Here is a 23,135-nt window from a genome sequence, read left to right on the forward strand (position 1 = left end):
AAGGGGTACCACCCGTCGGGCCACGGCCCTCGTGCTGCCGCGTTGCGCTGGACGCGGCGTTCTTCGGTGAAGGGGGAAAGCCCGGGGGTCAGCGCTTGAAGGCGTCCTTGGCCTTCTCCACCGACTGCCGACCGTCGCCCTTGGCGCGCTGCGCCCGGCCCTCGGCCTCCAGCCGCTCGTTCCCGACGGCACGGCCCGCGGTTTCCTTCGCGGCGCCCTTGACCTGGTCGGACTTGGCCTTCGACTTCTTCTCGGCGGTCATGGTTCGCTCTCCCTTGCTCTGTCGAGGCGTTTCCTTGACAGAAGATCGCCTGCCCCGGCATCCGGAGGGAAAACCGTCCGAACCGAGAATCCTGCTAGCCAACGACCCCCGTCGTGACCGGCCCCGCGGTGGACCACAGCTCCGCGATCCGCGCCGCCGACGTCCCGAACTCCGAGGCGCCGATTCCCCGCGGCCCGTAGCCCGGTTCGTCCGACCGGGGCGCAGGCACCCCTTCCGCTTCCGGCGGCGCGTGGTGCTTCTTCAGATCCGCCTCCTTGTACCGCACGCACCCCTCGTGCCAGACGAGGATGCCCGCCATCCAGTTCTTCAGCTCCTCCGCGTACTGCGTCAGTACCTCCCTGGCCTGGTCGTCCAGTGCGAACTCGTCGGCCAGCTCGGCGAGTTCACCGTCCACCACGTGCCGGAACTCCGCCATCCGCGCCTTCATCAGATCGACGACCACGTCCCGCGCCTGCGCCACGGTGCACTGGAGGAAGTGCTGCACCACCAGCACCCCGTTGTGCATCTCCCCCTCGTACTCGATCTCCTTCTGGTACGAGAAGACGTCGTTGAGCAGGCACGCGTAGTCCATCGCGGAGCGCTCCATGGACAGGAACGGCCGCGACCGGTAGATCTTCTCCGGCAGCGTGTTGCCGTGCGAGAGCCGGGACAGGCTCATCGTCAGGTCCGACCCGAAGGTGAACCTCCGCATCTCGAAGTAGTCGACCGGATCCGGCACCCGGTTCTGTGCCTGGTTCGCCAGCTCCCACAGCCAGCTCGCCGTCATGTCCTCGACCGCCTTGCGGAACGCCTGGCGCGCCGGCACCGCCATCGGCCCCGCGGTCCGCGCCCAGATGTCGGCGAGGCCCCGCTCCAGCGGAGTCACCGGTTCCGGCACCGGCTCGCCGTCGACGGGCATGAACAGGGAGAGCCGGTCGTTGGCCGCCTTCGCCCCGGCCAGGTCCAGGGTCCGCCCGTAGAGCACGGGGAAGAGGTCGTCGCCGTACGTCCCCCAGGCCAGCCAGGCCGAGCTGATGTCCAGTTCCGGAAGGGTGGCGTCCGGGTGGATGCCCGCCGCGCACAGGGGAAGGTCGTAGTCCCGGATCTTCCCCTCGTCCCAGACGTGCGAGCCGGGAACGCCGGGCACCTCCTCCAGGAACCCCATCGCGCGCCCCCACTCCACGACGTTCCGCCGGGAGGCGTCCAGATGCGGGCTGAGCGTCGTCGTGTACGGCATGCCCAGGTCGGGGATCTCCAGCGGCCCGACCTTCTCGAACCGGTGCACCGCCACGTTCTTCGCCCGCGCCGGGACGCCGACCGCCAGGGACGACAGCAGCTGGGAGGCCGCCGTGCCCAGCCCGTTCGGGCCGCCCGGCGTGTACGCCGCGGGGTCGTGCGCGAGCCGACCGGCGACGACCTGTCCCGCCGCGCCGTCGTCCGCCCCGTTCATGTACCGGCTCGACCGCATGTGCCACTCGTGACCGCCCGCCTGCCAGTCCTGGAGACCCTTCACGTACGCCAGTACGTCGAGCCGTTCCTGGGCGCCGATCCCGAACTCGGCGAACAGCGGCTCCAGTTCCGTGAGGACCGTCGTCTCGAACTGCTGGAGGCGCGAGGTCAGCAGGTCGTTGACGGTGTCCGCCGCCTCCTGCGTCGGGCAGCCGAGGAAGGTCTCCATCACCAGGACGCCGTTGGACAGTTCGCCCTCGTCGAGGATCTCTCGTTCGTAACTGAACAGGTCGTTGCGCAGGTGCACGCCGTCGGAGAAGGCGTCCCGCAGCACGCACAGCGGACGTGACGCGGCGACGGCGTCGGGGACCTCGGCGTTCGCCACGTACTCCACGAGACCCGCCGACCAGGGGGCACCACCCACCTTGCGCCGCATCTCGATGTACTCGATGGGGTTGGAGACCCGCCCCTCGCTGATGTTCATCAGCTCCCACATCGACTCTTCGAGCAGATGCTCGGTGGCGACCGCGAACCGCCGCCGCCACGCCTCGGACATGGATGGGCAGGTGCGGCTCCACAGGTCGGCGAGCCCGGCCTCGACCGCGTTCGTCGGCTCGGGCGTCGTCGCGCCCGCCTCCACCGGCATGAACGCCGGCAACCGGTCCAGGTACTCCTTGGCGCCCTTCATGTCGGGGCTGCGCTTGAACAGCTCCACGAAGTGGTCGTCGAAGAAGAACACCCAGACGTACCAGTCGGTGACCAGCGCCAACTGCTCGGCCGTGCAGTCGGGATGGGTGTACGCGCACAGCAGCGCGTAGTCGTGGCTGTCGAAGTCGTGCTCGTCCCAGATGTCCGAGCCCTCGATCATGACCATCTCGCGCGCCCAGGCCTTGGAGTGCGTCCGCGCGTGCTCCAGATGCGGATTCAGCCGGGCCGGGTACGGCATGTAGAACTCGGGCAGCCTGAAAGGTTGGGGCATGGTTCCGGGGTTCGCCTTCCCTGTGCGACAGCGGGTGTGACCGCATGGATCCGCTTCACGCTAGACAGGGCGCGCCCCGATGTGACCCCGGCCCCGGGCGATCACCACCGAAGTGGTGAATTGGCGCCCGGAGCCGCTTAACGATCTTGTTAGTGGTGCAGGGGAGGCGGAATCCGGTCAGCGCCGTTCCCGTGCCCACACCACCTTCAGCTTCGGCGAGGTCAGGATGTCCCCTTCGCAGAACCGCGAGGTCACCCACTTCTCGCCGGAATACAGCTCGGTCTGGTCGCTGAAGTACGGCGAGTTCGGATTCGAGGACTGGCCGTACGTCAGCAGGGTCCTGGCCACCGGACAGCGGGAGCCGTTCCAGCCCACCGCCTGGAGGTAGCTGCTGCCCGTGGTCACGTCGTCGTAGCCGCCGCCCGCCGCGTTCCACACCGGCTCGATCTTGTTCCAGACGCCGAGGGACTCGCTGCCGCCGTGGAGCGGGACGCGCCGGCCGTTGCGTACCACGAACTGGCTCTCGCCCAGCGGCGCGTCCAGGGCGATGCCGGCCGCGGTCAGCTCCGCCACGGCGGCGGCCAGCGACGAGGCGACGCCCGGATCGCCGGTGTCGAGGGCGCGCGGGGTGCGCACCGGATCGGCCGGGTCGAAGGCGACCCTCCACCGCCGGTCCGCCGGAACGGCCACGACCAGTTTCCGCCAGAACCGGTCGAAGAGCAGCGCGCCCCGGCTTCCGGTGTCCATCCTCCGGTCCCAGGTGCGCAACACGGCGCATGCCTCGGCGAGGTGGGGCCCCGAGCAGACCTTCAGCAGGTCCGGGAGCACCAGGTCGGCTGCGGGGACGCGGTTCGCGAACTGCTGCTTCTGCAGGTCGGCCACCGTCAGCCGTCCCCTCTCCGCCATCGCCGCGACGTCCTCGACTCCGCCGCGTGTACGCAGCGAGCGCGGTGTGCCGACGTTGCCGAAGACCCGCTCGTACCCGGTGAGCGGCCGGTCCGCGTTGGCCAGCCAGGCGCTGTCGTTGGAGTTCACCGCGTACGGGGCATCGGTCAGCGTGGGCATCTTCGACGGGCCGAAGATCCCCGCTTCCACCGCGTCCTTGTCACGGCCGGGCGCGCAGTCGCCCCGTGAACCGTCCAGGACCGCCATCCCCGACGCGGGATAGGTGATCCTGCCCAGTGGGGTCGAGCAGCGCTGCGCCAGGTCGTCGGTGATCCGGGGGAGCACCTGCGACTGGGTGAACAGCGAGCCGCCCGAGGAGTCGGAGGCGATCGTGTTCACCCACGGCAGCCCCTGGGTGCGGCGCAACGCGTCCCGTATCCCGGCGACGTCGCGCGCCTTGCTGAAACCGAGCGCGGTGTCGGCCGCCCGCATGTTCGTCGCGTTCGGGTCGTTGAGCGCGTACGCAGCCGTGGCCGTCCAGGGGAGCGGCAGCTGCGCGCCGAGCCCCGTGACGACCGGCCCGTACCGGCTCCACCACTGGGTACGGGTGACCGCCCGGCCGCCCTTGACGGGCACCGTCACCGTCCGCTTCGTCATGCGTTCCCGGGCGCCGTCGACGAGGTAGACCGTGGGGTCCGACGGATCGAGGGTCAGCTGGTGCAGGTTCATGGGGACGCCGGTGGCGACGGTATGACTCCAGGCGACGTGCGGGGTGTGGCCGATGGAGACGGTCGCCGAGCCGAGGAGCGAGCCGCCCGACACGTTGAGTTCGCCGGGGATGGTCTGCTGGGACTGCCAGAAACGGCGGCCGCCGGTCCACGGGTAGTGCGGGTTGCCGAGCAGCAGGCCGCGCCGGTTCGCCGTCGTACTCCCGCTGAAGGCGACGGCGTTGGAACCCATGGTCGCGTCCGAGGTGTCGAAGAGCTCCCTGGCCGCCTCGCCGGGATCGGCCGTGCCCCGGGCGGTGCCCGAGGTCCGCGCCGGTACTTTCGCGGGGGGCCGGGCGCCGGTGATGCCGTCCACGGCGCGCCCCTGTCCGCCGAGGACCGACAGGGCGTAGTTCCGGGTGTGGACGTCGTCGAGGCTCACCGGTCGCACCCACGGGGCGCCCTTGCAGGCCGGGTCGGTCACCTCGTTCTGCTTCAGCCAGGCGTTGTAACCGGCCGTCCAGCCGCGCATCAGCTCCCTGACCTGCCTGCTCGGCCCGGCGGGGGCGGGCCCGGCCACCACCTTCGCGACGGTGCCGCTGTCCCGCACGCCCTGGAAGTAGAGGTCGCTGGCCAGGTTGGTGGAGGCCGACGACAGGGAGCCGTCCGGTGCCCCCTCGGCGCCGAAGTGGCGGGAGCGTTCGGCGCGCACGGTCGCGAAGCCCTCGGCCAGGGTGCACACCTGGTCGTTCGCCTGCGCCCAGCCGGTGCCGAAGCCCAGGTTGGCGTAGTCCTTGGCCAGGATGTGCGGGATGCCGTACTCGGTGTACCGGACGAGCGCGGAGAGGCCGCCGCCGGAGGGGCGGGCGGCCTGCCCGCCGGGAACGGCGGAGGCGGCGGGCGCGAGCGTCCCGGCGGCGGTGAGCAGGACGACGGTGGTGACGGCGAGCGATCTCGTCCGGGGGCGGAGGGACAACGTGCCTCCCAACAGGGCGTCACAACAGCACAGTTGTGAGCGTGGGCCGACGTTAACACCGGCCACTCAGTCATCCCCGTCGGGTACCTGTCAATATCCCCGGGCGGAAGGCGGCCCCGCTCAGCCGGCCCGCCGGTCCACGATCCGTCGGAACTTGCCCACCGACCGCTCCAGCGTCTCCGGATCCACCACCTCCACCCCGACCGACACCCCGATGCCGTCCTTGACCGCCGCCGCGACGTCCCGGGCGGCGGCCCGGCGCTGCTCCGCACCGGTTCCGGCGCGCGCCTCGGCCCGTACCGTCAGCGTGTCCCTCCGGCCCTCGCGGGTCAGCAGCAGCTGGAAGTGCGGGGCCAGCGCCGGTGTGCGCAGCACGATCTCCTCGATCTGCGTGGGGAAGAGGTTCACCCCGCGCAGGATGACCAGGTCGTCGCTGCGTCCGGTCACGCGCTCCATCCTGCGAAAGGCGCGCGCCGTGCCGGGCAGCAGCCGCGTCAGGTCCCGCGTCCGGTAGCGGATCACCGGCATCGCCTCCTTGGTGAGCGAGGTGAGGACCAGCTCGCCCTCCTCGCCCTCCGGCAGCACCTCGCCGGTCAGCGGGTCGACGACCTCCGGGAAGAAGTGGTCCTCCCAGATGTGCAGCCCGTCCTTGGTCTCCACGCATTCCTGCGCCACCCCGGGGCCGATCACCTCCGACAGGCCGTACATGTCGACGGCGTCGATCGCGAAGCGCTCCTCGATCTCGCGTCGCATCTCCTGCGTCCACGGCTCCGCACCGAAGATCCCCACCGTGAGGGAGGTGGAGCGCGGGTCGACGCCCTGCCGCTCGAACTCGTCCAGCAGGGTCAGCATGTACGTCGGGGTGACCATGATGATCTCGGGCCGGAAGTCCTGGATCAACTGGACCTGGCGTACGGTCATCCCGCCGGACGCCGGGACGACCGTGCAGCCGAGCCGCTCCGCGCCGTAGTGCGCGCCGAGCCCGCCGGTGAACAGGCCGTACCCGTAGGCCACATGGACCACGTGGCCCGGACGGCCGCCGGCCGCGCGGATCGAGCGGGCCACCACGTCGGCCCACGTCGACAGGTCGTTCTCCGTATAGCCGACGACGGTCGGGCGGCCCGTGGTGCCGCTGGAGGCGTGGATGCGGCGGATGTCCTCCCGCGGCACCGCGAACATCCCGAACGGGTAGTTCTCCCGCAGGTCGGCCTTGGTGGTGAACGGAAAGCGGGCGAGGTCGGCGAGCGTGCGGCAGTCGTCGGGGGACAGGCCCGCCGTGTCGAAGGCCGCCCGGTAGAACGGCACGTTCGCGTACGCGTGCCGCAGGGTGCTCCGCAGCCGCTCCAGTTGAAGCACCTGGAGTTCCTCGCGGCCGAGCCGTTCCGCCGCGTCGAGCAGGGCCGTCATGGGTCACTCTCCCGTCCGTCACGCACGTCCACAAGTGGCGACCGACCATTCGGTAGCCACCCGACCCGGTCAGTAACGCAGCCCCGAACGGGTCCTGACAAGAGGCCGAGGACCCGCGAGTCGTGGTCTCGCGGGTGTGCCCACCGCCCCACCAAGGCGAAACACCGCAAAATGCGCAGTACCGGTCGATCACGGCAGGGTTGACCGCAGAAGCACCGGAGCGAAAGCGAGGACGTCAGAGATGCAGCGTCGAGTCCGCAGGACAGCCCTGGTCGTGATGCTCGCGGTGACCGCCCCGGCGGCACTGGCCGCCTGCGGCGGGAACGGGAGCCCGGCCCCCGCCGCCACCACGACGGTCACCGCCCCCGCGCCGACCGTCACCGTGACCGCCACCCCCACCGCGCCCGCACCCCCGCCCACCCCGTCCGCGCCCGCCGCCCGGCCCACGACGGCCCCGCAGGGCACCGAAAGGCCCACCGTCGAACTCACGGGGGACCCGACCGCGGCGAGCAAGGAACTCGACCGGCTGAAGAAGACCGGCTGGTGGAACCCGAACAAGATCGAATACGCGGACGACCCGGTGACCGCGCTCCAGCAGTTCGACAGATGGCTGAGCAAGGGGTACATCGCCCCGGGCGGTGCCTGGACTCCGACGGGCGTCGCGGCGGTGCGGGCCGCGAACGAGAGCGGCGAGGAGCTGTAGACCCGCACGACGCGCCGCCGTGCCTCCGCGTGCGGGGCGGCGCTCGGCGGGCCGGGACCGGCTGGCGACGTCGGGTCCCGGGCGTCCTCGGCCCGGCGGCGTGTGCTCGCGGCGTCGCGGGCTCCGCTTTCGGAGGCGGCACGGCGTCGCCGCTCACCCGCGGGCGCCCGCCGGGGAAGCACGGCCCGTCGGATGTGCAACGCACGCGTGCGCACACAGCGTTCACCTGTTTGGATGAACCCCATGCCGATCTTCGCCGCCCCCGACGGAACGCGACGTGCCTACCGTTCGGTGGGGGAGGGGGAACCACTGATCTGCCTCGCCGCCAGTACCAGGGGCGGCGGTGCGGACCTCGGGGAACTGGAGGGCCTCTCCGCCCACCGGCGGCTCGTCCTCCTCGATCCGCGCGGCACCGACGACCCCGAGGCACCCGCCGACCCGGCGGCCTGTGACTGCCGTCGGCGGGTCGCCGACGTCGAGTCGCTCCGCGTCCACCTCGGCCTGGAGCGCGTCGACGTCCTCGCCCGTGCGACGGAAGTCGAACTCGCCCTCCGGTACGCCGCCGTCCACCCGCGGCGGATCCGCAGCCTCACGCTGATCGTCGCCACCGGGGGGAAGGCGGACGTCCGGGACGTGAGTACGCGAACTGACGCGGTGTCGCGTCTCCTCGCAGGCCACACGGCCCCGGGCACCGACTGCGCCGGGACCGCACCGCGCGAGGTGCGCGACGCACTCGCCTCGCTCGACGCCCCCGCCCTCGTCCTCGCCGACGAGCCCGACGAGCCCGACGACGCGTCGGCCGGAGCGGCCGGGATCGCCGCCCTCCTCCCACGCGGCGAGGCAGCCGTCCGGGCGGGCGGCGGCCACCTCCGCCCGCTCGACGACCCCGGCGGCTTCACCCGTACGGTCGCGGTCTTCCTCGACCCCCAGGTGCACGGCGTGCGCCTGCCGGACGGCACCCGGCTCGCCTACCGCACCTGGGGCGACCCCGCCGCCCCACCCGTGGTCCTCCTGCACGGACGCGGAGGCAGCAGCACCGACTGGGCGCACATCGCCGAAAGCCTGGCCGCCTCCCGCCGGGTGTACGCACCGGACCTCCGGGGGCACGGCCTGAGCGACTGGCGCGGGGAATACGGATACGCCCGACTCGCCCGGGACGTCCTTGAGTTCCTCGACGCCATCGGCCTCCAACGGGTCGAGCTGATCGGCCACTCGATGGGCGGAGGAGCCGCCTACCTGGCCGCCCAGGCGCAACCCGGCAGGGTGGCGAGGCTCGTCCTGGAGGACCCGCCGCCGCCCTTTCCGCTACGTCCGCCGCGCCTTCCGCAGGAGCGTCCGGCCCCGGAGGAACTGCGCACCCTCGGCTTCGACTGGGACCTCATCCCGCCGACCGACGAGGACCTCAACCGTCCCGACCCGGCGTGGGCCGCACGGTTGGGCGCGATCACCGCCCCGACCCTGGTCCTGTCGGGCGGCCCGGCGAGTTTCGTGTCGGAGGAGAACCTGCGACTGCTGGCCGAGCTGGTCCCCGCCGGCCGCCTGGTGACGATCCCCGTGGGACACCTCATCCATCAGGACGCCCCCGACAGGTTCCTGGCGGAGCTGAGGGCCTTCGGCATCCCGTGACCCGCAAGCCCGAACACATGACTCCCGCGTGCGCACCACCCACTCCCGCCCCGCAGTACGCGGGCCACGCACGCGCGCGGCTGACCGCAGCCTGCACCGCACGACCCAACCACCGCCCCGGAGGCCCCAGTTGACCCCTGACGACGATCGTTCCGCCCGCCTGCTCGTCGGCCTGCTCGCCGGAGCCGGAGCCGCCCACGTCGCGGTTCCCCGGCTTTTCGACGGCATGGTCCCGGAGTTCCTGCCCGGCCGGCAGCGCACCTGGACGCACGCCAGTGGCGTGGTCGAGCTGTTGCTCGCCGCCGCCGTCGCCGTACCGCAGACCCGGAAGGCGGGCGGGCTCGCCGCCGCCGGGTACTTCGCGGCGATCCTTCCCGCGCACCTCAAGATGGCGCACGACTGGCGGGAGAAGCCCGCCGCTCTGCGTGCCGGCGCCTACGCACGGATCCCGCTCCAGGTCCCGCTGGTGCTGTGGGCGGTGAAGGTGGCACGGAACGCGGCCCGCTGAATCCCGGCCGCGGGCCGGCCCCTCACCGTGGCCGGACCCGGCTCAGTGGCCGCGTCGCCGCTTCGTCGTCGTCCTCCGCCAGCCGAACGGCCCCGGAAGGTCCATCGACGTGGTGCGGCGGCCGGTGCTGCTGCGGGTGTGACGGGGTCCGTTGCCGTTGCCTCCCGTGGTGATCGACCACGACCGTCGATTGATGTTCAGCCGTACGCCCGGCAGGATCCGGAAGCTCTTGCGGAAAGTGAGCGGCATCGTCTGCGTCCTGACTCCGTGAGGCGGATTCCGATGCCGTTCGGGTTTCCGATGCACGGGGGGTGTATGCGCCTCCCGGCCGAGAGAAGGGCTCAACCCGCATGAGAATCCTGGTGGTCGGCGCCGGAGCGACCGGCGGTTACTTCGGCGCGCGTCTCGCCCTGGCCGGGCGGGACGTCACTTTCCTGGTACGGCCGCGGCGGGCCGAGGTGCTGCGGCGCAGGGGCCTGCGGATCACCGGGCTCGGTACGGAGGAGGTGCTGGACCCGCGGTGGGTCACGGCCGACCGGCTCGACGGCGCCTACGACCTCGTGCTGCTGACCGTGAAGGCCACCGCGCTGGGCCCCGCGCTCGACGACCTCGCGCCGGCCGTCGGCCGGGACACCGTGATCGTGCCCGTCCTCAACGGGCTCGCGCACCTCGACGTGCTCACCGGGCGCTTCGGAGCGGGGCGAGTGTTCGGCGGGGTCGCCAAGGTCCTCACGACGCTCGACGACGAGGGCGACATCGTCCGGCTGGCCCCGCCGGCTACGCTGATCCTCGGGGAGACCGACGGGGGTTCCACGCCCCGCGCCGACCGTATCGGCGCCCTGCTCGACGGGGTGCCGGGCATGGAAACCGAGGTGTCGGCGGACGTGCTCGGGGCGATGTGGGCCAAGTGGGCGCTCATCGTGACGGTCAGCTCCGTGAACCTGCTCGGGCACGGCACCGTCGGCGAGGTCGTCGCCGAGCCGGGCGGGGAGCGGCTCGGGCCGGCCGTACTGGCCGAGGCCGCGGCGGTCGCCGACGCGTCCGGTCATCCGCTCCCGGCGGAACAGCGGGCCGCCACCGCGGCGCTCGTCACCGAGGACGGCTCACCGCTCACCACCTCGCTGTACCGGGACGTGCTGGCGGGTGTGCACTCCGAGGCCGAGCACCTCTTCGGGGACCTGACGGCCAGGGCGCGCACGCTGGGTGCGAGCACCCCGCTGCTCGACCTCGCGACCCTGCGACTGCGCGTGGCGGAGGGCCAGGTGAGGCGACGTCAGAACGCGCTCAGCGCGCCGCGGGCTGCCACAGGGAGGTCACCGGGTCGTACACCCTGATGCCGGCGGGCAGGCCGAGCGTCGACGCCGTGATCTGCCGGCCGCGGTGCGCCGGATCCGCGGCCACCACGATGTCACGGACCACCCGCACGTCGGCCGGGCTCGGCGGGGCGAGGACGGTGCGGACCGTGGCGTGCGCGGACGCCTTGGCGCCGACGGTGTACGGCGCGCTGCCGACCGGCGGGAGGGGGCGGGCCGCCCCGTCGAGGTTGCCGAAGGTGACCGTCGGGATGCGGTCCACGGTGCAGGGGCGTGCACCGTTGTTGGTGAAGCGCAGGGCGAGGACGTCGGGGGTCGGCGCGGCAGTGACCTTGAGGGTCAGGTCCTTCTCCTTGCAAGCGGGGGCCGGGCCGGGGCCAGGAACGGGGGCGGCGGCGTGACGGGTCCCGGCGGCGGCGTTCGTGGCCGCCGCGGTCGAGGCGGTGAGCAGGAGGGCGGCGACGGAGGCCGCGGCGCAGAGGCGTCGGTTCGTGTGCATGCCGTCAATCGTCCGCCCGTACCGGACCTGACGCCAGTACGTCGGCGACCGTGTCCGCGTCCGACGCGCGCTTGTCCTCCCGGTAGCGCACCACCCGCGCGAAGCGCAGCGTGACCCCCTCCGGGTAGCGGGTGGAGCGCTGCACGCCGTCGAAGGCGATCTCCACGACCAGCTCCGGCCGCACGTGCACCACGTACCCCTCCTCGGACACCTGCAGCGCACTCAGCCGCTCCGTCTGCCACGCCAGCATCGCGTCGGTGAGCCCCTTGAACGTCTTGCCGAGCATGGCGAAGGAGCCGTCGGGGCGGCGCGCCCCCAGATGCAGGTTCGACAGCTTGCCGGTCCGCCGCCCGTGCCCCCATTCGGCGGCGAGAACCACCAGGTCCAGGGTGTGCACCGGCTTCACCTTCAGCCAGGAGGCGCCGCGCCGCCCGGTCTGGTAGGGGGCGTCCAGCGCCTTCAGTACGACACCCTCGTGGCCACGCTCCAGGGTCCGCGCCAGGAACCCCGCCTCGTCGCCCTCCTCGGCGCGGCGCACGCACAGCGAGCCGGGCGCCAGCCGCTCCAGCCGTGCCCGCCGCTCCCGGTAGGGCAGGTCGAGGGTCACCTCGCCGTCGGCGGCCAGTACGTCGAAGAACACCGGCGACAGCGGCAGTGCCTCCCGGGCCGCCGCCACGTCGAGCCGGGACCCGACCCGGCCCGCCACGTCCTGGAACGGCAGCGGCCGTCCGTCCCCGCCGAAGGCGATCACCTCGCCGTCCAGGACGAACCGGTCGCCGTTCAACTCCTTCGCCGTGTCGACGAGTTCGGGGATGCGGTCGGTGACGTCCTCCAGGGTGCGGGTGAAGACCCGTACCTCGTCCCCATGCCGGTGCACCTGCACGCGGATGCCGTCCAGCTTCTCCTCGACCGCGCACGGGACCAGTTTGGCGAGTGCTTCGTCGAGGGTCTTGCCGGGGCTCGCCAGCATCGGCGGCACCGCCCGCCCCACCTGGAGCGTGAACCCCGCGAGCGCCTCGGGCCCCCCGGCCAGCAGTGCCTGCCCGACCGTGGTCAGCGAACCGCCGAGCATCACCGCCCGCCGCACCTGGGCGGGGTCGGCCCCCGCCGCTGCGGCCAGTCCCTCCGCGGCGAGCGCGTCCAGTGCTCCCTGCCGTACCTCGCCGGTGAGCAGCCCGGTCAGGAAACGCTGCTCCTGCTCGGTCGCGCCGGCCATCAGCTCCCGTACCAGCCGGGCCCGCTCGCTCTGCGCCCCGCGCCCGGCCACCGCCGCGAACGCGGTGAGCGCGGCGTCGACGTCGGCCACGGTGAGGGTCGGCTCCGCGGCCGGAGCGACGGGCTCGCGCAGCAGGTTCCAGCCGATGCCGATCCGGCCCTGCGGGAGGCGTCCGGAGAGGTACGGGACGACGATCGGGACGTCCTCGGGGGCGGCTGCCCGGAAGAGCTCCGCGAGCAGGGCCGTCTTCTTCGAGCGGGCGGAGGTCGCGGCGACGTCCCGCGACACCCGGGCCAGGGTCTCCAGCAGCATGCGTTCCATCCTGCAACGCATGCCCCGTCCCGGCATGTCCTGACAAGGCCGTGTCCCGGTTCCGTACGGCGGCCCGCGCTTCGTACAGTCACCCCGTGGCCCTCTTCCGCATCGCAGCCCGCACGCCCCTCGCCCCCGCCGAGGCCTGGCGCCGACTCACCGACTGGGAGCGGCACGCCGCCCAGGTGCCCCTCACCCGTATCACCGTCACCACCCCGCCGCCGACCGGGCGCGGCACCGTTTTCGTGGCCCGCACCCGGCTGGGACGGTTCGGCTTCGACGACCCGATGGAAGTGGTCGACTGGCAGCCGCCGCACCACTGCCGACTGGAGAAGCACGGGCGGGTGGTCACGGGGTGGGCGGAGATCGACGTCCGGGAGGCGCCCGGCGGCGGTGCGTACGTCGGGTGGACCGAGGACCTGCGGGTCCGGGGACTGCCGCGGTTCTGCGACCCGCTGCTCGGGCGGGCGGGCAGGGCCGTGTTCCGCAGGGCGATGCGGGCCCTGCTGAAGGACCGGTGAGGGCCGGGGCGGGCCGACTGCCCGCCGGGAAGGAGTCTCGGCGGGCCCCGGAGACCTCCGGACGGGTGGTACCGCGGCCCTCCACCACGAGCGCTGCCGGTCAGGGCCGCTCGGCGGCCGCCGCACTCGCCCAGCGGTAGTCCGCCTTGCCGCTCGGCGAACGCCGGATCCGGTCCGTCAGCACCAGCTGCCGGGGAATCTTGTATCCGGCGAGCCGGGCCCGGCAGTGCTCCTGGAGCTCGGCCAGATCCGGTGCGGCGCCGCCCTCGCGGGCCTGCACCACGGCGGCCACCCGGTTGCCCCACCGCGCGTCGGGCACCCCGGTCACCAGCACGTCGTACACCCGCGGATGCGACTTCAGCGCCTGTTCCACCTCCTCCGGGTAGACCTTCTCGCCGCCCGTGTTGATGCACTGCGAGCCGCGTCCCAGGACGGTGACGATGCCCTGTTCGTCGACGGTCGCCATGTCGCCGAGCAGCACCCAGCGCTCGCCGTCCCGCTGGAAGAAGGTCTCCGCGGTCTTCGCCGGGTCGTTGTAGTAGCCGAGGGGTACGTGACCGCGCTGGGCGAGGCGGCCGGTCCGGCCCGCCGCCACCGGTGCGCACGTCGCCGGATCGACGACCTCGGTGCGCTCGTTGACCTCCAGCCGGAAGCCCTTCTCGGCGCCCGAGTCGTCGGTCGCGCGCCCGTTGGAACCCGACTCCGAGGAACCGAAGTTGTTCAGCAGCAGCACGTGCGGCACCAGCTCCTGGAACTGGTCGCGCACCGTCTCCGACAACATCGCTCCGGACGAGGAGACGCTGAGCAGCGAGGACAGGTCGGTGCCCTTCATCGGACCGTGCAGCGCGTCGACCAGGGGCCGCAGCATCGCGTCGCCGACCAGGGACACGCTGGAGACCCGCTCACGCTCGATCGTCCGCAGCACTTCCTCGGGCACGTACTTGCGGTGGATCACCACCCGCTGACCGTAGTGGAAAGCGATGAACGAGGTCAGCGTCGACGTGCCGTGCATCAACGGGGGAGCGGGGAAGAAGGAGAGCCCGGCCCCGCCCGCCGCGACCCGCTCGGCCAGCTCCTCGGGCCGCCCCACCGGAGTGCCCGTCGGATCACCGCCGAACAGGCCCGCGAAGAACAGATCCTCCTGCCGCCACATCACGCCCTTCGGCAAGCCGGTCGTGCCTCCGGTGTAGATGATGAACAGGTCGTCGCCGGAGCGTGCGGGAAAGCCCCGCGCCGCGGACGCGCACGCCTCGGCGTCCACGAACTCCACGCAGCGCAGCGCCGGGGCGTCCGGCGGCGGCGTGCCCACCCGCAGCAGGTGCCGCAGCTTTCCGGCGCGCGGTCGCGCCGTGGCCACCCGCCCGGTGAACTCGGCGTCGAAGACGAGCGCCGCCAGGTCCGCGTCCCGGAAGAGGTAGGCCAACTCCTCTTCCACATAGCGGTAGTTGACGTTGACCGGCACGACGCGCGCCTTCAGGCAGGCCAGTACGGTCTGGAGGTACTCGACGCCGTTGTAGAGGTGCAGGCCCACGTGCTCGCCCGGCTTCAGTCCCGCGTCCGTCAGGTGGTGGGCGATGCGGTTGGCGGCCCCGTCCAGTTCCGCGTAGCCGAGCCGGCGGACGGCGCCCGTGCCGGGGCGGTCGACGTAGGTGAGCGCCTCGCGGTCCGGGACCACGTCGACGACCGACTCGAACAGGTCGGCAAGGTTGAACTCCACCGTTCCTCCTGAACCCCGTATGGCTGAACCCGGTTCGGACGCAGCCGAGTTGGCGCTGCGGTGGTCGATGTGCCGTCATCACAGCAAAGGCCGCGCCAAGTGGGAAGGGTGTTCGCCAGAAAATCTGATGGCCTGTCAGAAAGCCCTTGAAGTGCCCGGAGGACTCCTGCACCCTGTTCCACGTCCGGCGGCAGTTCCGGCGACGGGAGGACGACGGTCATGTCCGGTACGGAACACCTCACCGTGCGGCGCGAGGGCGCCACTGCGGTACTGATCCTGAACAGGCCCGGGGCGAAGAACGCGCTGACGCTGCCGATGCTGGTCGGCCTCTACGACGGCTGGCTGGACGCCGACGCGGACGAAGCGGTCCGCTCGATCGTACTGACCGGCGCGGGCGGCTGCTTCTGCGCGGGCATGGACCTCAAGGCACTGGCCGGTACGCGGAGCATGGGCGGGGATGCGGACGACGAGTACCGCGCGCGCCTGCGGGCCGACCCCGACCTGCACTGGAAGGCCATGCTCCGCCACCACAGGCCCCGCAAACCGGTGATCGCGGCCGTCGAGGGGCACTGTGTGGCGGGCGGCACGGAGATCCTCCAGGGCACCGACATCAGGGTGGCGGGGGCGTCCGCCACGTTCGGTCTCTTCGAGGTGCGGCGCGGACTGTTCCCCATCGGCGGGTCCACCGTGCGCCTGCCGAGGCAGATCGCGCGGACGCACGCCCTGGAGATGCTGCTGACGGGGCGGGAGTACGGGGCCGAGGAGGCGTACGCCATCGGGCTGATCGGACACGTCGTGCCGGACGGCACCGCCCTGGAGGAAGCCCTCTCCCTCGCCGAACGGATCAACTCCTGCGGCCCGTTGGCCGTGGAGGCGGTGAAGGCGTCGGTCTACGAGACGGCGGACATGGGGGAGGAGGAGGGACTGGCGGCGGAGCTGAAACGGGGGTGGCCGGTCTTCGCGACCCAGGACGCGGCGGAGGGGGCGCGGGCGTTCGCGGAGAAGCGCAGGGCGGTGTACCGGCGGAAGTAGGCCGGGCGGGCAGCCGACCGCCCCGCCGCGTCGCCCCGCCGCCCCACCTCATCCGACCGCAACCGAAACGGAGACCCCGTGCCCACCCCGTCCGGCCCCGCGCCCACCGCGTCCACCCCGTCCGACCCCGTGCCGACCCCGTCCGACCCTGTGCCGACCCCGCCCACCGCGTCCGGCCCCGCGCCCACACCCGCCCTCCGTGCCGCCTTCACCCTCGAATTTCCCTTCACCCGCTCCCTCGGACCCGTCCAGTCCGCGTTCCTCTCCGGGCTCGCCCACCGCACCGTCCTCGGCGTCCGGACCACCGCGGGCCGGGTGCTCGTGCCGCCCACCGAGTACGACCCCGTCACCGCCGAGGAGATCGGCGACCTCGTCGAAGTCGCACCCACCGGCACGGTCACCACCTGGGCGTGGAACCCGCAGCCGCGCCCCCACCAGCCCCTCGCCACCCCCTTCGCCTGGGTCCTCGTCCGACTCGACGGCGCCGACACTGCCCTCCTGCACGTCCTCGACGCCCCGGCCCCCGACCGGGTCCGCACCGGGATGCGGGTGCGCGTCCGCTGGGCGCGGGAACGTACCGGCGCCCTCACCGACATCGCCTGCTTCGAACCGTACGAGAGCACGGACACCCACCGCCCCACGCCGCACACCGGACGGTTCGCGGACATGACCACCCTCCTCACCGCCCCCGCCCGCCTCGACTACACCTACGCCCCGGGCCGTGCCCAGACCGACCACCTCGTCGCCCTCGCCGGCCGCCGGACCGTCGCCGAGCGCTGCCCCTCCTGCCGCAAGGTGTACGTCCCGCCCCGCGGCGCCTGCCCCACCTGCGGCGTCGCCACCGCCGAACGGGTCGAGGTCGGCCCCCGCGGCACCGTCACCACCTTCTGCCTCGTCAACATCAAGGCGAAGAACCTCGACATCGAAGTGCCGTACGTCTACGCCCACATCGCGCTGGACGGCGCCGACCTCCCGCTGCACGGCCGGATCGCGGGCATCCCCCACGACCGGGTCCGCATGGGCCTGCGCGTCGAACCCGTATGGACGGAGCACGCCCGCCACCCCGACCACTACCGGCCCACCGGAGAGCCCGACGCCCCCTACGACGCGTACAAGGAGCTGATCTGACATGCCGCCGCCCGGAGCGGCCCGCCCGCGGCCGGCCCGCGACGTAGCGATCGTCGCGTTCGCCCAGACCGCCCACCGCCGCCGCACCGACGACCTCTCCGAGGTCGAGATGCTGATGCCCGTCCTGCACCGGGTTCTGGCCGACACCGGGCTGCGGACCAGCGACATCGGTTTCACGTGCTCAGGCTCCAGCGACTACCTCGCGGGGCGCGCGTTCTCCTTCACCATGGCCCTGGACGGCGTCGGCGCCTGGCCGCCGATCGCGGAGTCCCATGTGGAGACGGACGCGGCCTGGGCGCTGTACGAGGCGTGGGTGAAGATCCTCACCGGGGAGGCGGACACCGCGCTCGTGTACGGCTACGGCAAGTCCTCGCCCGGTGAGCTCCGCGACGTGCTGACCCGTCAGCTCGACCCCTACTACCTCGCCCCGCTTTGGCCGGACTCCGTCGCCCTGGCCGCACTCCAGGCGCAGGCGCTGATCGACGCCGGCGACACGGACGAACGCGCGCTCGCCGAGGTCGCCGTCCGCAGCCGCCGCGACGCCGCGGCCAACCCGTACGCGCAGCTGCGCGGTGACGTCCCGCACGGTGACCCCCTCGTGCACCCCCTCCGCGTCGGCGACTGCCCGCCCGTCGGCGACGGGGCCGCCGCCGTGATCCTCGCGGCGGGGAGCAGGGCCCGCGAGCTGTGCGCCCGCCCCGCCTGGATCCGCGGCATGGACCACCGCATCGAGGCGCACGGCCTGGGCGTACGCGACCTCACCGACGCACCCTCCGCGCGGCTGGCGGCCGAGCGTGCCGGGGCCTACGAACACCCCCTGGACACGGCGGAGTTGCACGCGCCCTTCACCTCCCAGGAGGTCGTGCTGCGCAAGGCGCTGCGGCTGGGCGACGGGGTACGGATCAACCCGTCCGGCGGCCCGCTCGCCGCCAACCCCGTCATGGCCGCCGGGCTGATCCGGCTCGGCGAGGCGGCGGCCCGCATCCACCGGGGCGATTCCGACCGGGCACTCGCCCACGCCACGTCGGGTCCGTGCCTGCAACAGAACCTCGTGGCCGTCCTGGAGGGGGAGACCCGTGCGTGAGCGCCGCAGCACCGGCAAGGAGCCCGTCGCGGTCGTCGGGATCGGGCAGACCCAGCACGTCTCCGCCCGCCACGACGTGTCGATCGCGGGCCTGGTCCGCGAGGCGGCCGTACGCGCTCTCGATGAGGCCCAGCTGACCTGGCAGGACATCGACGCCGTCGTCATCGGCAAGGCCCCCGACTTCTTCGAGGGCGTGATGATGCCGGAGCTCTACCTCGCGGACGCGCTCGGCGCCGTCGGCAAGCCCATGCTCCGCGTCCACACCGCCGGCTCCGTCGGCGGATCGACCGCGCTCGTCGCCGCCGACCTCGTCGCCGCCCGGGTCCACACCACGGTCCTCGCCCTCGCCTTCGAGAAGCAGTCCGAGTCCAACGCCATGTGGGGCCTCTCCCTGCCCGTCCCCTTCCAGCAGCCCCTGCTGGCCGGCGCGGGAGGCTTCTTCGCCCCGCACATCCGCGCGTACATGCGCCGCACCGGCGCCCCCGACACCGTCGGCGCCCTCGTCGCGTACAAGGACCGCCGCAACGCGCTCAGGAACCCCTGCGCACACCTGAGGGACCCCGGCCTCACCCTGGAGAAGGTGCGAGCCGCCCCCATGCTCTGGGACCCGATCCGCTACTCCGAGACCTGCCCCTCCTCCGACGGCGCGTGCGCCATGGTCCTCACCGGCCGCGCCGGCGCCGCCCGCTCCCCGCACCCGCCGGCCTGGGTGCACGGCGGCGCGATGCGCAGCGAGCCCACCCTCTTCGCGGGCAAGGACTTCGTCTCCCCGCAGGCCGGAAAGGACTGTGCGGCCGACGTCTACCACCAGGCCCGGATCACCGACCCGCGCCGTCAGATCGACGTGGCCGAGATCTACGTCCCGTTCTCCTGGTACGAACCCATGTGGCTGGAGAACCTGGGCTTCGCCGCGGAGGGCGAGGGGTGGAAACTCACCGAGTCCGGCGTCACCGAGCTCGACGGCGACCTCCCCGTCAACCCCTCCGGCGGCGTCCTGTCCGCCAACCCCATCGGCGCCTCCGGGATGATCCGCTTCGCCGAGGCGGCCCTCCAGGTGCGCGGCCGGGCAGGAGAACACCAGGTGGACGGGGCACGCACCGCGCTCGGACACGCGTACGGGGGCGGGTCCCAGTTCTTCGCCATGTGGGTCGTGGGCGCGGAGGAACCCGAGGGCTGACGCACCGCGTCGGGCCGACGACAGGGCCTGTCCGTGGACCGGTGCGCTCGCTACTGTGGCCCGGGGACGACGACGAACCGGGAGGAGCGCGACGTGGCGACGAGCACACAGCACGGGCCGGTGGGCGGGACCAAGCCGGAACTCGACCTGAGCGGGGCCGACTGGCAGCCGGGCGGCAGGGGGGCCGACGACGTGCAGATCGCCTTCGTGGAGGGGTTCATCGCGATGCGCAGCGCGTCGAGCCCCGGCACTCCGTCGTTGATCTTCAACCCGGCGGAATGGCGGGCATTTGTGCTCAATGCGCGCAACGGTGCATTCGACCTGACCTGATCGGGTATGCGTGGGAGTCCGAACCGGACGAAGAACCGCATACCGTACGGAGGTCCCCATGCGTACCCGTGACGTGCTCGCCGAAGGATTCGGAAGGGTCCGTGAAGCGGTCCACGAGGCCGTCGACGGGCTGACGGCGGAGGAACTCTCCCGGCAGCCGTGGCCCGGCGCCAACACCGCCGGGTGGCTCGTCTGGCACCTCACCCGCGTGCAGGACGACCACGTGGCGGAGGTCGCCGGACGCACGCAGGTGTGGACGGGGGAGGGCTGGGCCGACCGGTTCGGCCTGCCCCTGGAAACCGATGACATCGGGTACGGGCACACGGCCGAGCAGATGGCCGCCGTACGCGTGAAGGCGGCCGCCGACCTGCTCGGCTACTACGACGCCGTGCACGCCCGCACCCTCGACTTCGTGGCGTCGACCGGCGACGACGACCTCGAACGGGTCGTCGACAAGGCGTGGAACCCGCCGGTGACGCTCGGCGTACGGCTGGTCAGTGTCCTCGCCGACGACCTCCAGCACGCGGGCCAGGCCGCATACGTACGCGGAGTGCTGCGGAGCGGCGCCCCGGACTGAGCCGGCATCCGGCCGTGCCCCGGGCCGGGCGAGGGCGGGCCGTCGTGCACGGGCGGGGACGGCGGCGCGTGGCGGCCGCCTCCGGCCGCCCGCGCCGTCGCGCCCTCCGCTTTCCGGCGGCCCGCCCCGGCCACGTACCATGTCGGCATGTCCTTCCTCCGCCGCCGCCCCTCCGCCACGCCCGCGGGCCCGGAATTCGACGTTCTCGCCATGGACCCGGGCGACTGGCCGGGCAACCTCGGTGCCGGGCTGCTGCCCGCCCCCGACGGCAGCTGCCAGGGCGTCTTCCTCCGGTACGACCTGTTCGGCGGCCGCGGTCCCGCGATGATCATCGGAAACCTCCCCGAGGGCTCCCCGGCCCGCGAACTCACCGAGGGCCAGGTTCCCTTCGAGGTCGCGCAACTGCTCCTGGCGCTGGAGAACGACGAGGAGGTGCAGGTCGTCTCCACCGAGGAGGACCCGGTCATGCAGGGGGACAACCTGCTGATCGTGTGCCGCCTCAAGCTCTCCGAGAGCCGGATCTCCTGCGTGCAGTTCGACCGCAGCGACAACGTCCTGGTCACGATCGCCAGTTGGGACCGCCCGATCACCGGCGACCTGTACACGCTGCTCAAGCCGCTGCCCGCGGAGATGTTCCAGGGCTAGGACGCCGCCCCGCCGGACACGGTGACGTCGGACGCCTTCACGTACCCGATCCGGTGACCGTACTGGATCGCGTAGTAGACGTCCTCGCCGCGGACCACCCGGCCCGGCTTCCCGTACTCCGAGGCGTGGAAGTACTCGCCCGGCGTGCGCTTCCCGACCACGTACCGCTGTCCGGCCCCGATCCGGTACGGCAGCGGCACCACCGGCTGGAGCGGAACGCCGGCCGGGTACGCGGACGCCTCCGGGTAGGCCCTGCCGTACACCGGGACCTCCGCCAGGCCCTCGCGCGGAGTGAGGAACGGGGCCTTCGTGGGAACGGCGGTCGGCCGGCCGGCAGGGTTGCGGAACCAGGCCTTCTGCCCCAGGTACCAGATGGCCGTCCAGTCGCCGTTCCGTTCCGCCACCGCGAAGCTCTGGCCCGTCGAGGCCCGCGCTCCCGTGTCGTTGACCCCGATCGTCGAAGCGCCGCCGCCCGGACGCAGGCCGATGTCCTGGACCAGCGGGGAGGCGGCGTCCGGCGCGGTGTGCAGACGGACCGCGCCCGACCCGTGCCCGGGACACGGTTCGGCCGGCTTCTTCCCGCAGCCCGTGTACGGCGGGCGGTGCGTCCGGTAGTCCGGGTGGACGGTGACGACGGCGCTGCCGGGTCCCGCCGTGGGGACGAAGGGCCTGCCCAGCAGCTCGAAGTAGTGCGCCCAGTCCCAGTACGGGCCGGGGTCGGTGTGCATGCCCCGGACCGCCTGCGGGGTCGCGCCGGGGACGTTGTCGTGGCCGACGACGTGCAGCCGGTCCAGGGGGATGCCGTACTTCGCGGCCAGGTGGCGCACCAGACGGGCCGACGACCGGTACATCGCCTCCGTGTACCAGGCGTCGGGGTCGGTGAGGAAACCCTCGTGCTCCAGCCCGACCGACTTCGCGTTGAGGTACCAGTTGCCCGCGTGCCAGGCCACGTCCTTCAGCGGTACGTGCTGGGCGATGTGCCCGTCGGCGGAGCGCAGCGTGTACTGCCAGGACACGTAGTCCGGCTTCTGGACGAGCCGGACGGCGGTCTTCCAGGACCCCTCCGTGTTGTGCACGACGATGTAGTCGATGCCGCCCTCCCGGTCGCGGTCGCCCAGGTCGTGGTTGCCGTAGTCGCCCTTCTCGGGGTCCCCGAACTGCTCGTACGGGGCGGGGATCCACTCGCAGGACACGGACGCGGGGCACTCGACGGGCCCCGCGCGCTCGCCGGTCCTCGTTCCGGCGAGCGTACCCGCTCGTACGGCGGCAGCGGGACCGCCGGGGCCGGTGGCGACAGCGGGGGCGTGGTGGGCAGGAACGGCGTCCGGTCGCGCCGGGAGCACCACCTGCTCGCCGCTGTCGGTGATGCGGCGCTGACCAGCCCGGATCACCGCGTACACCTCGTCCGCGTACGCCCGCGCCGCCGCCGGGTCGTCGGCGCCGGAGAAGCGGGCCACCGCCCCGTACCAGTGCGCCGGAACCGGGCTCGGCGGACGGCCCAGCTCCCGCTGTGCGGCCGCCAGCAGGGCGGCCCCGCCCCGCACGTTGGCCGCGGGATCGCTGCGCAGCCGTTCCGCGGGCAGACCAGTGAGCGCGGACGCCCGCTCCACCGGCCCCGGCGCTTCGGTGGGCCGGGCCCGGTCACCGCCCGGCGCGCGGCCGTCGGTGAGGTGCATCGGCCCGTAGCCGCCCGTCACGCTCGGCGCCCCGCCGTGCGCGTCCCACCGGGACTGGAGGTACGAGACCCCCAGCAGCACGCTCGGCGGCACGCGGTACCGGGCGGCGGCAGCGTCGAAGTCCTGTTGCAGGGTGGCGGTCGGCGGGCCCTGGGCCGCGGCGGACGCCGGGACGAGCGGCAGGAGGGACAGCAGGAGCACGGCGGACGCCGCGACGCCCCCCGACCTGACAGCGGAAAGATGCAAGGCGTCCTCCGGGAACGGGTCGTACGGCGGAACCGCTCATGATGCCCAGCACGCCGCCCCGAGCCGCGCAGGACCCGCCCGGCGATTCCGGCCGTCCCGCATCGCCAACTCCTCCCCGCAGCACTCGGATTGCCGTCTGCCCGGCCCCCGGAGCGCCCGG

General features: G+C 72.8%; 21 protein-coding genes. 12 read left to right on the forward strand and 9 right to left on the reverse strand.

Annotated elements, in window-relative coordinates; all coding sequences use genetic code 11:
- Nucleotides 1–88: 88 nt before the first annotated feature.
- From ACQPZG_RS30310 to paaK, 4 genes are all read right to left on the reverse strand, one after another.
- Nucleotides 89–262, reverse strand: a complete 174-nt coding sequence (locus ACQPZG_RS30310; RefSeq protein ID WP_185033632.1) for a CsbD family protein — start codon at nucleotides 260–262, stop codon at nucleotides 89–91.
- A gap of 94 nt (nucleotides 263–356) precedes the next feature.
- On the reverse strand, nucleotides 357–2,690 hold the full coding sequence (locus ACQPZG_RS30315) for a terpene synthase family protein (protein ID WP_433548874.1): 2,334 nt from the start codon (nucleotides 2,688–2,690) through the stop codon (nucleotides 357–359).
- A gap of 177 nt (nucleotides 2,691–2,867) precedes the next feature.
- On the reverse strand, nucleotides 2,868–5,258 hold the full coding sequence (locus ACQPZG_RS30320) for a penicillin acylase family protein (protein ID WP_433548875.1): 2,391 nt from the start codon (nucleotides 5,256–5,258) through the stop codon (nucleotides 2,868–2,870).
- A 120-nt stretch (nucleotides 5,259–5,378) separates the two neighbouring features.
- Nucleotides 5,379–6,665 (reverse strand): phenylacetate--CoA ligase PaaK, encoded by a 1,287-nt coding sequence (gene paaK, locus ACQPZG_RS30325; protein WP_433548876.1) that lies wholly within the window; start codon nucleotides 6,663–6,665, stop codon nucleotides 5,379–5,381.
- Between the two features lie 241 nt (nucleotides 6,666–6,906).
- Here paaK and ACQPZG_RS30330 point away from each other — a divergent pair, with 241 nt between their 5' ends.
- From ACQPZG_RS30330 to ACQPZG_RS30340, 3 genes are all read left to right on the forward strand, one after another.
- On the forward strand, nucleotides 6,907–7,368 hold the full coding sequence (locus tag ACQPZG_RS30330; protein ID WP_433548877.1) for a hypothetical protein: 462 nt from the start codon (nucleotides 6,907–6,909) through the stop codon (nucleotides 7,366–7,368).
- A 234-nt stretch (nucleotides 7,369–7,602) separates the two neighbouring features.
- Nucleotides 7,603–8,994 (forward strand): alpha/beta fold hydrolase, encoded by a 1,392-nt coding sequence (locus ACQPZG_RS30335; protein ID WP_433548878.1) that lies wholly within the window; start codon nucleotides 7,603–7,605, stop codon nucleotides 8,992–8,994.
- Nucleotides 8,995–9,124: 130 nt separating this feature from the next.
- A complete protein-coding gene (locus ACQPZG_RS30340; RefSeq protein ID WP_433548879.1) occupies nucleotides 9,125–9,502 on the forward strand; it encodes a DoxX family protein in 378 nt (125 codons plus the stop codon).
- A 42-nt stretch (nucleotides 9,503–9,544) separates the two neighbouring features.
- On the opposite strand, the gene ACQPZG_RS30345 is transcribed toward ACQPZG_RS30340, so the two are convergent.
- Nucleotides 9,545–9,751, reverse strand: coding sequence for a DUF4236 domain-containing protein (locus ACQPZG_RS30345; protein ID WP_433548880.1), 207 nt, complete (start codon nucleotides 9,749–9,751; stop codon nucleotides 9,545–9,547).
- 101 nt (nucleotides 9,752–9,852) lie between these two features.
- On the opposite strand from ACQPZG_RS30345, the gene ACQPZG_RS30350 reads away from it, so the two are divergent.
- Entirely contained in the window at nucleotides 9,853–10,836 is a 984-nt protein-coding gene (locus tag ACQPZG_RS30350; protein WP_433548881.1) for a ketopantoate reductase family protein, read from the forward strand.
- Here the strand turns inward: ACQPZG_RS30350 and ACQPZG_RS30355 are convergent.
- Nucleotides 10,787–11,314, reverse strand: coding sequence for a DUF4232 domain-containing protein (locus ACQPZG_RS30355; protein WP_433548882.1), 528 nt, complete (start codon nucleotides 11,312–11,314; stop codon nucleotides 10,787–10,789). The two genes, ACQPZG_RS30350 and ACQPZG_RS30355, sit on opposite strands and share 50 nt — an antisense overlap.
- Nucleotides 11,315–11,318: 4 nt before the next feature.
- On the reverse strand, nucleotides 11,319–12,842 hold the full coding sequence (locus tag ACQPZG_RS30360; protein WP_433548883.1) for an ATP-dependent DNA ligase: 1,524 nt from the start codon (nucleotides 12,840–12,842) through the stop codon (nucleotides 11,319–11,321).
- Between the two features lie 95 nt (nucleotides 12,843–12,937).
- Here ACQPZG_RS30360 and ACQPZG_RS30365 point away from each other — a divergent pair, with 95 nt between their 5' ends.
- On the forward strand, nucleotides 12,938–13,363 hold the full coding sequence (locus ACQPZG_RS30365) for an SRPBCC family protein (protein ID WP_433548884.1): 426 nt from the start codon (nucleotides 12,938–12,940) through the stop codon (nucleotides 13,361–13,363).
- 100 nt (nucleotides 13,364–13,463) lie between these two features.
- Here ACQPZG_RS30365 and ACQPZG_RS30370 read toward each other — a convergent pair whose 3' ends face one another.
- Nucleotides 13,464–15,080 (reverse strand): acyl-CoA synthetase, encoded by a 1,617-nt coding sequence (locus ACQPZG_RS30370; protein ID WP_433548885.1) that lies wholly within the window; start codon nucleotides 15,078–15,080, stop codon nucleotides 13,464–13,466.
- 219 nt (nucleotides 15,081–15,299) lie between these two features.
- Between ACQPZG_RS30370 and ACQPZG_RS30375 the strand changes: the two genes are divergently transcribed.
- From ACQPZG_RS30375 to ACQPZG_RS30405, 7 genes are all read left to right on the forward strand, one after another.
- The gene (locus ACQPZG_RS30375) at nucleotides 15,300–16,112 is read left to right on the forward strand and encodes a crotonase/enoyl-CoA hydratase family protein (RefSeq protein WP_433548886.1); all 813 of its coding nucleotides are present in this window, start codon (nucleotides 15,300–15,302) and stop codon (nucleotides 16,110–16,112) included.
- A 150-nt stretch (nucleotides 16,113–16,262) separates the two neighbouring features.
- Nucleotides 16,263–17,240 carry a Zn-ribbon domain-containing OB-fold protein gene (locus ACQPZG_RS30380; protein WP_433549607.1) on the forward strand — a complete coding sequence of 326 codons (978 nt, stop codon included), beginning with the start codon at nucleotides 16,263–16,265 and terminating at the stop codon, nucleotides 17,238–17,240.
- Between the two features lies 1 nt (nucleotide 17,241).
- Nucleotides 17,242–18,324 carry a thiolase domain-containing protein gene (locus ACQPZG_RS30385; protein ID WP_433548887.1) on the forward strand — a complete coding sequence of 361 codons (1,083 nt, stop codon included), beginning with the start codon at nucleotides 17,242–17,244 and terminating at the stop codon, nucleotides 18,322–18,324.
- On the forward strand, nucleotides 18,317–19,501 hold the full coding sequence (locus ACQPZG_RS30390) for a thiolase domain-containing protein (protein WP_433548888.1): 1,185 nt from the start codon (nucleotides 18,317–18,319) through the stop codon (nucleotides 19,499–19,501). The genes ACQPZG_RS30385 and ACQPZG_RS30390 overlap by 8 nt, the downstream gene beginning before the upstream one ends.
- A 93-nt stretch (nucleotides 19,502–19,594) precedes the next feature.
- Nucleotides 19,595–19,831 carry a DUF397 domain-containing protein gene (locus ACQPZG_RS30395; protein WP_433548889.1) on the forward strand — a complete coding sequence of 79 codons (237 nt, stop codon included), beginning with the start codon at nucleotides 19,595–19,597 and terminating at the stop codon, nucleotides 19,829–19,831.
- Nucleotides 19,832–19,889: 58 nt separating this feature from the next.
- Nucleotides 19,890–20,408 (forward strand): mycothiol transferase, encoded by a 519-nt coding sequence (locus tag ACQPZG_RS30400; RefSeq protein ID WP_433548890.1) that lies wholly within the window; start codon nucleotides 19,890–19,892, stop codon nucleotides 20,406–20,408.
- A 147-nt stretch (nucleotides 20,409–20,555) separates the two neighbouring features.
- Nucleotides 20,556–21,053, forward strand: a complete 498-nt coding sequence (locus ACQPZG_RS30405; protein ID WP_433548891.1) for a hypothetical protein — start codon at nucleotides 20,556–20,558, stop codon at nucleotides 21,051–21,053.
- Here ACQPZG_RS30405 and ACQPZG_RS30410 read toward each other — a convergent pair.
- Nucleotides 21,050–22,975 (reverse strand): N-acetylmuramoyl-L-alanine amidase, encoded by a 1,926-nt coding sequence (locus ACQPZG_RS30410; protein WP_433548892.1) that lies wholly within the window; start codon nucleotides 22,973–22,975, stop codon nucleotides 21,050–21,052. The two genes, ACQPZG_RS30405 and ACQPZG_RS30410, sit on opposite strands and share 4 nt — an antisense overlap.
- Nucleotides 22,976–23,135 lie beyond the last annotated feature (160 nt).

It is taken from the genome of Streptomyces sp. CA-294286 (assembly GCF_050947155.1).
Taxonomy (GTDB): domain Bacteria; phylum Actinomycetota; class Actinomycetes; order Streptomycetales; family Streptomycetaceae; genus Streptomyces.

Excerpts from the sequence above, each read along its gene's own strand:
- ACQPZG_RS30375 (WP_433548886.1), top strand. The coding sequence starts at position 15,300 with ATGTCCGGTACGGAACACCTCACCGTGCGGCGCGAGGGCGCCACTGCG.
- ACQPZG_RS30315 (WP_433548874.1), bottom strand. The coding sequence starts at position 2,690 with ATGCCCCAACCTTTCAGGCTGCCCGAGTTCTACATGCCGTACCCGGCC.
- ACQPZG_RS30310 (WP_185033632.1), bottom strand. The coding sequence starts at position 262 with ATGACCGCCGAGAAGAAGTCGAAGGCCAAGTCCGACCAGGTCAAGGGC.
- ACQPZG_RS30330 (WP_433548877.1), top strand. The coding sequence starts at position 6,907 with ATGCAGCGTCGAGTCCGCAGGACAGCCCTGGTCGTGATGCTCGCGGTG.
- ACQPZG_RS30335 (WP_433548878.1), top strand. The coding sequence starts at position 7,603 with ATGAACCCCATGCCGATCTTCGCCGCCCCCGACGGAACGCGACGTGCC.
- paaK (WP_433548876.1), bottom strand. The coding sequence starts at position 6,665 with ATGACGGCCCTGCTCGACGCGGCGGAACGGCTCGGCCGCGAGGAACTC.
- ACQPZG_RS30350 (WP_433548881.1), top strand. The coding sequence starts at position 9,853 with ATGAGAATCCTGGTGGTCGGCGCCGGAGCGACCGGCGGTTACTTCGGC.
- ACQPZG_RS30405 (WP_433548891.1), top strand. The coding sequence starts at position 20,556 with ATGTCCTTCCTCCGCCGCCGCCCCTCCGCCACGCCCGCGGGCCCGGAA.
- ACQPZG_RS30355 (WP_433548882.1), bottom strand. The coding sequence starts at position 11,314 with ATGCACACGAACCGACGCCTCTGCGCCGCGGCCTCCGTCGCCGCCCTC.
- ACQPZG_RS30345 (WP_433548880.1), bottom strand. The coding sequence starts at position 9,751 with ATGCCGCTCACTTTCCGCAAGAGCTTCCGGATCCTGCCGGGCGTACGG.
- ACQPZG_RS30385 (WP_433548887.1), top strand. The coding sequence starts at position 17,242 with ATGCCGCCGCCCGGAGCGGCCCGCCCGCGGCCGGCCCGCGACGTAGCG.
- ACQPZG_RS30360 (WP_433548883.1), bottom strand. The coding sequence starts at position 12,842 with ATGCTGCTGGAGACCCTGGCCCGGGTGTCGCGGGACGTCGCCGCGACC.
- ACQPZG_RS30400 (WP_433548890.1), top strand. The coding sequence starts at position 19,890 with ATGCGTACCCGTGACGTGCTCGCCGAAGGATTCGGAAGGGTCCGTGAA.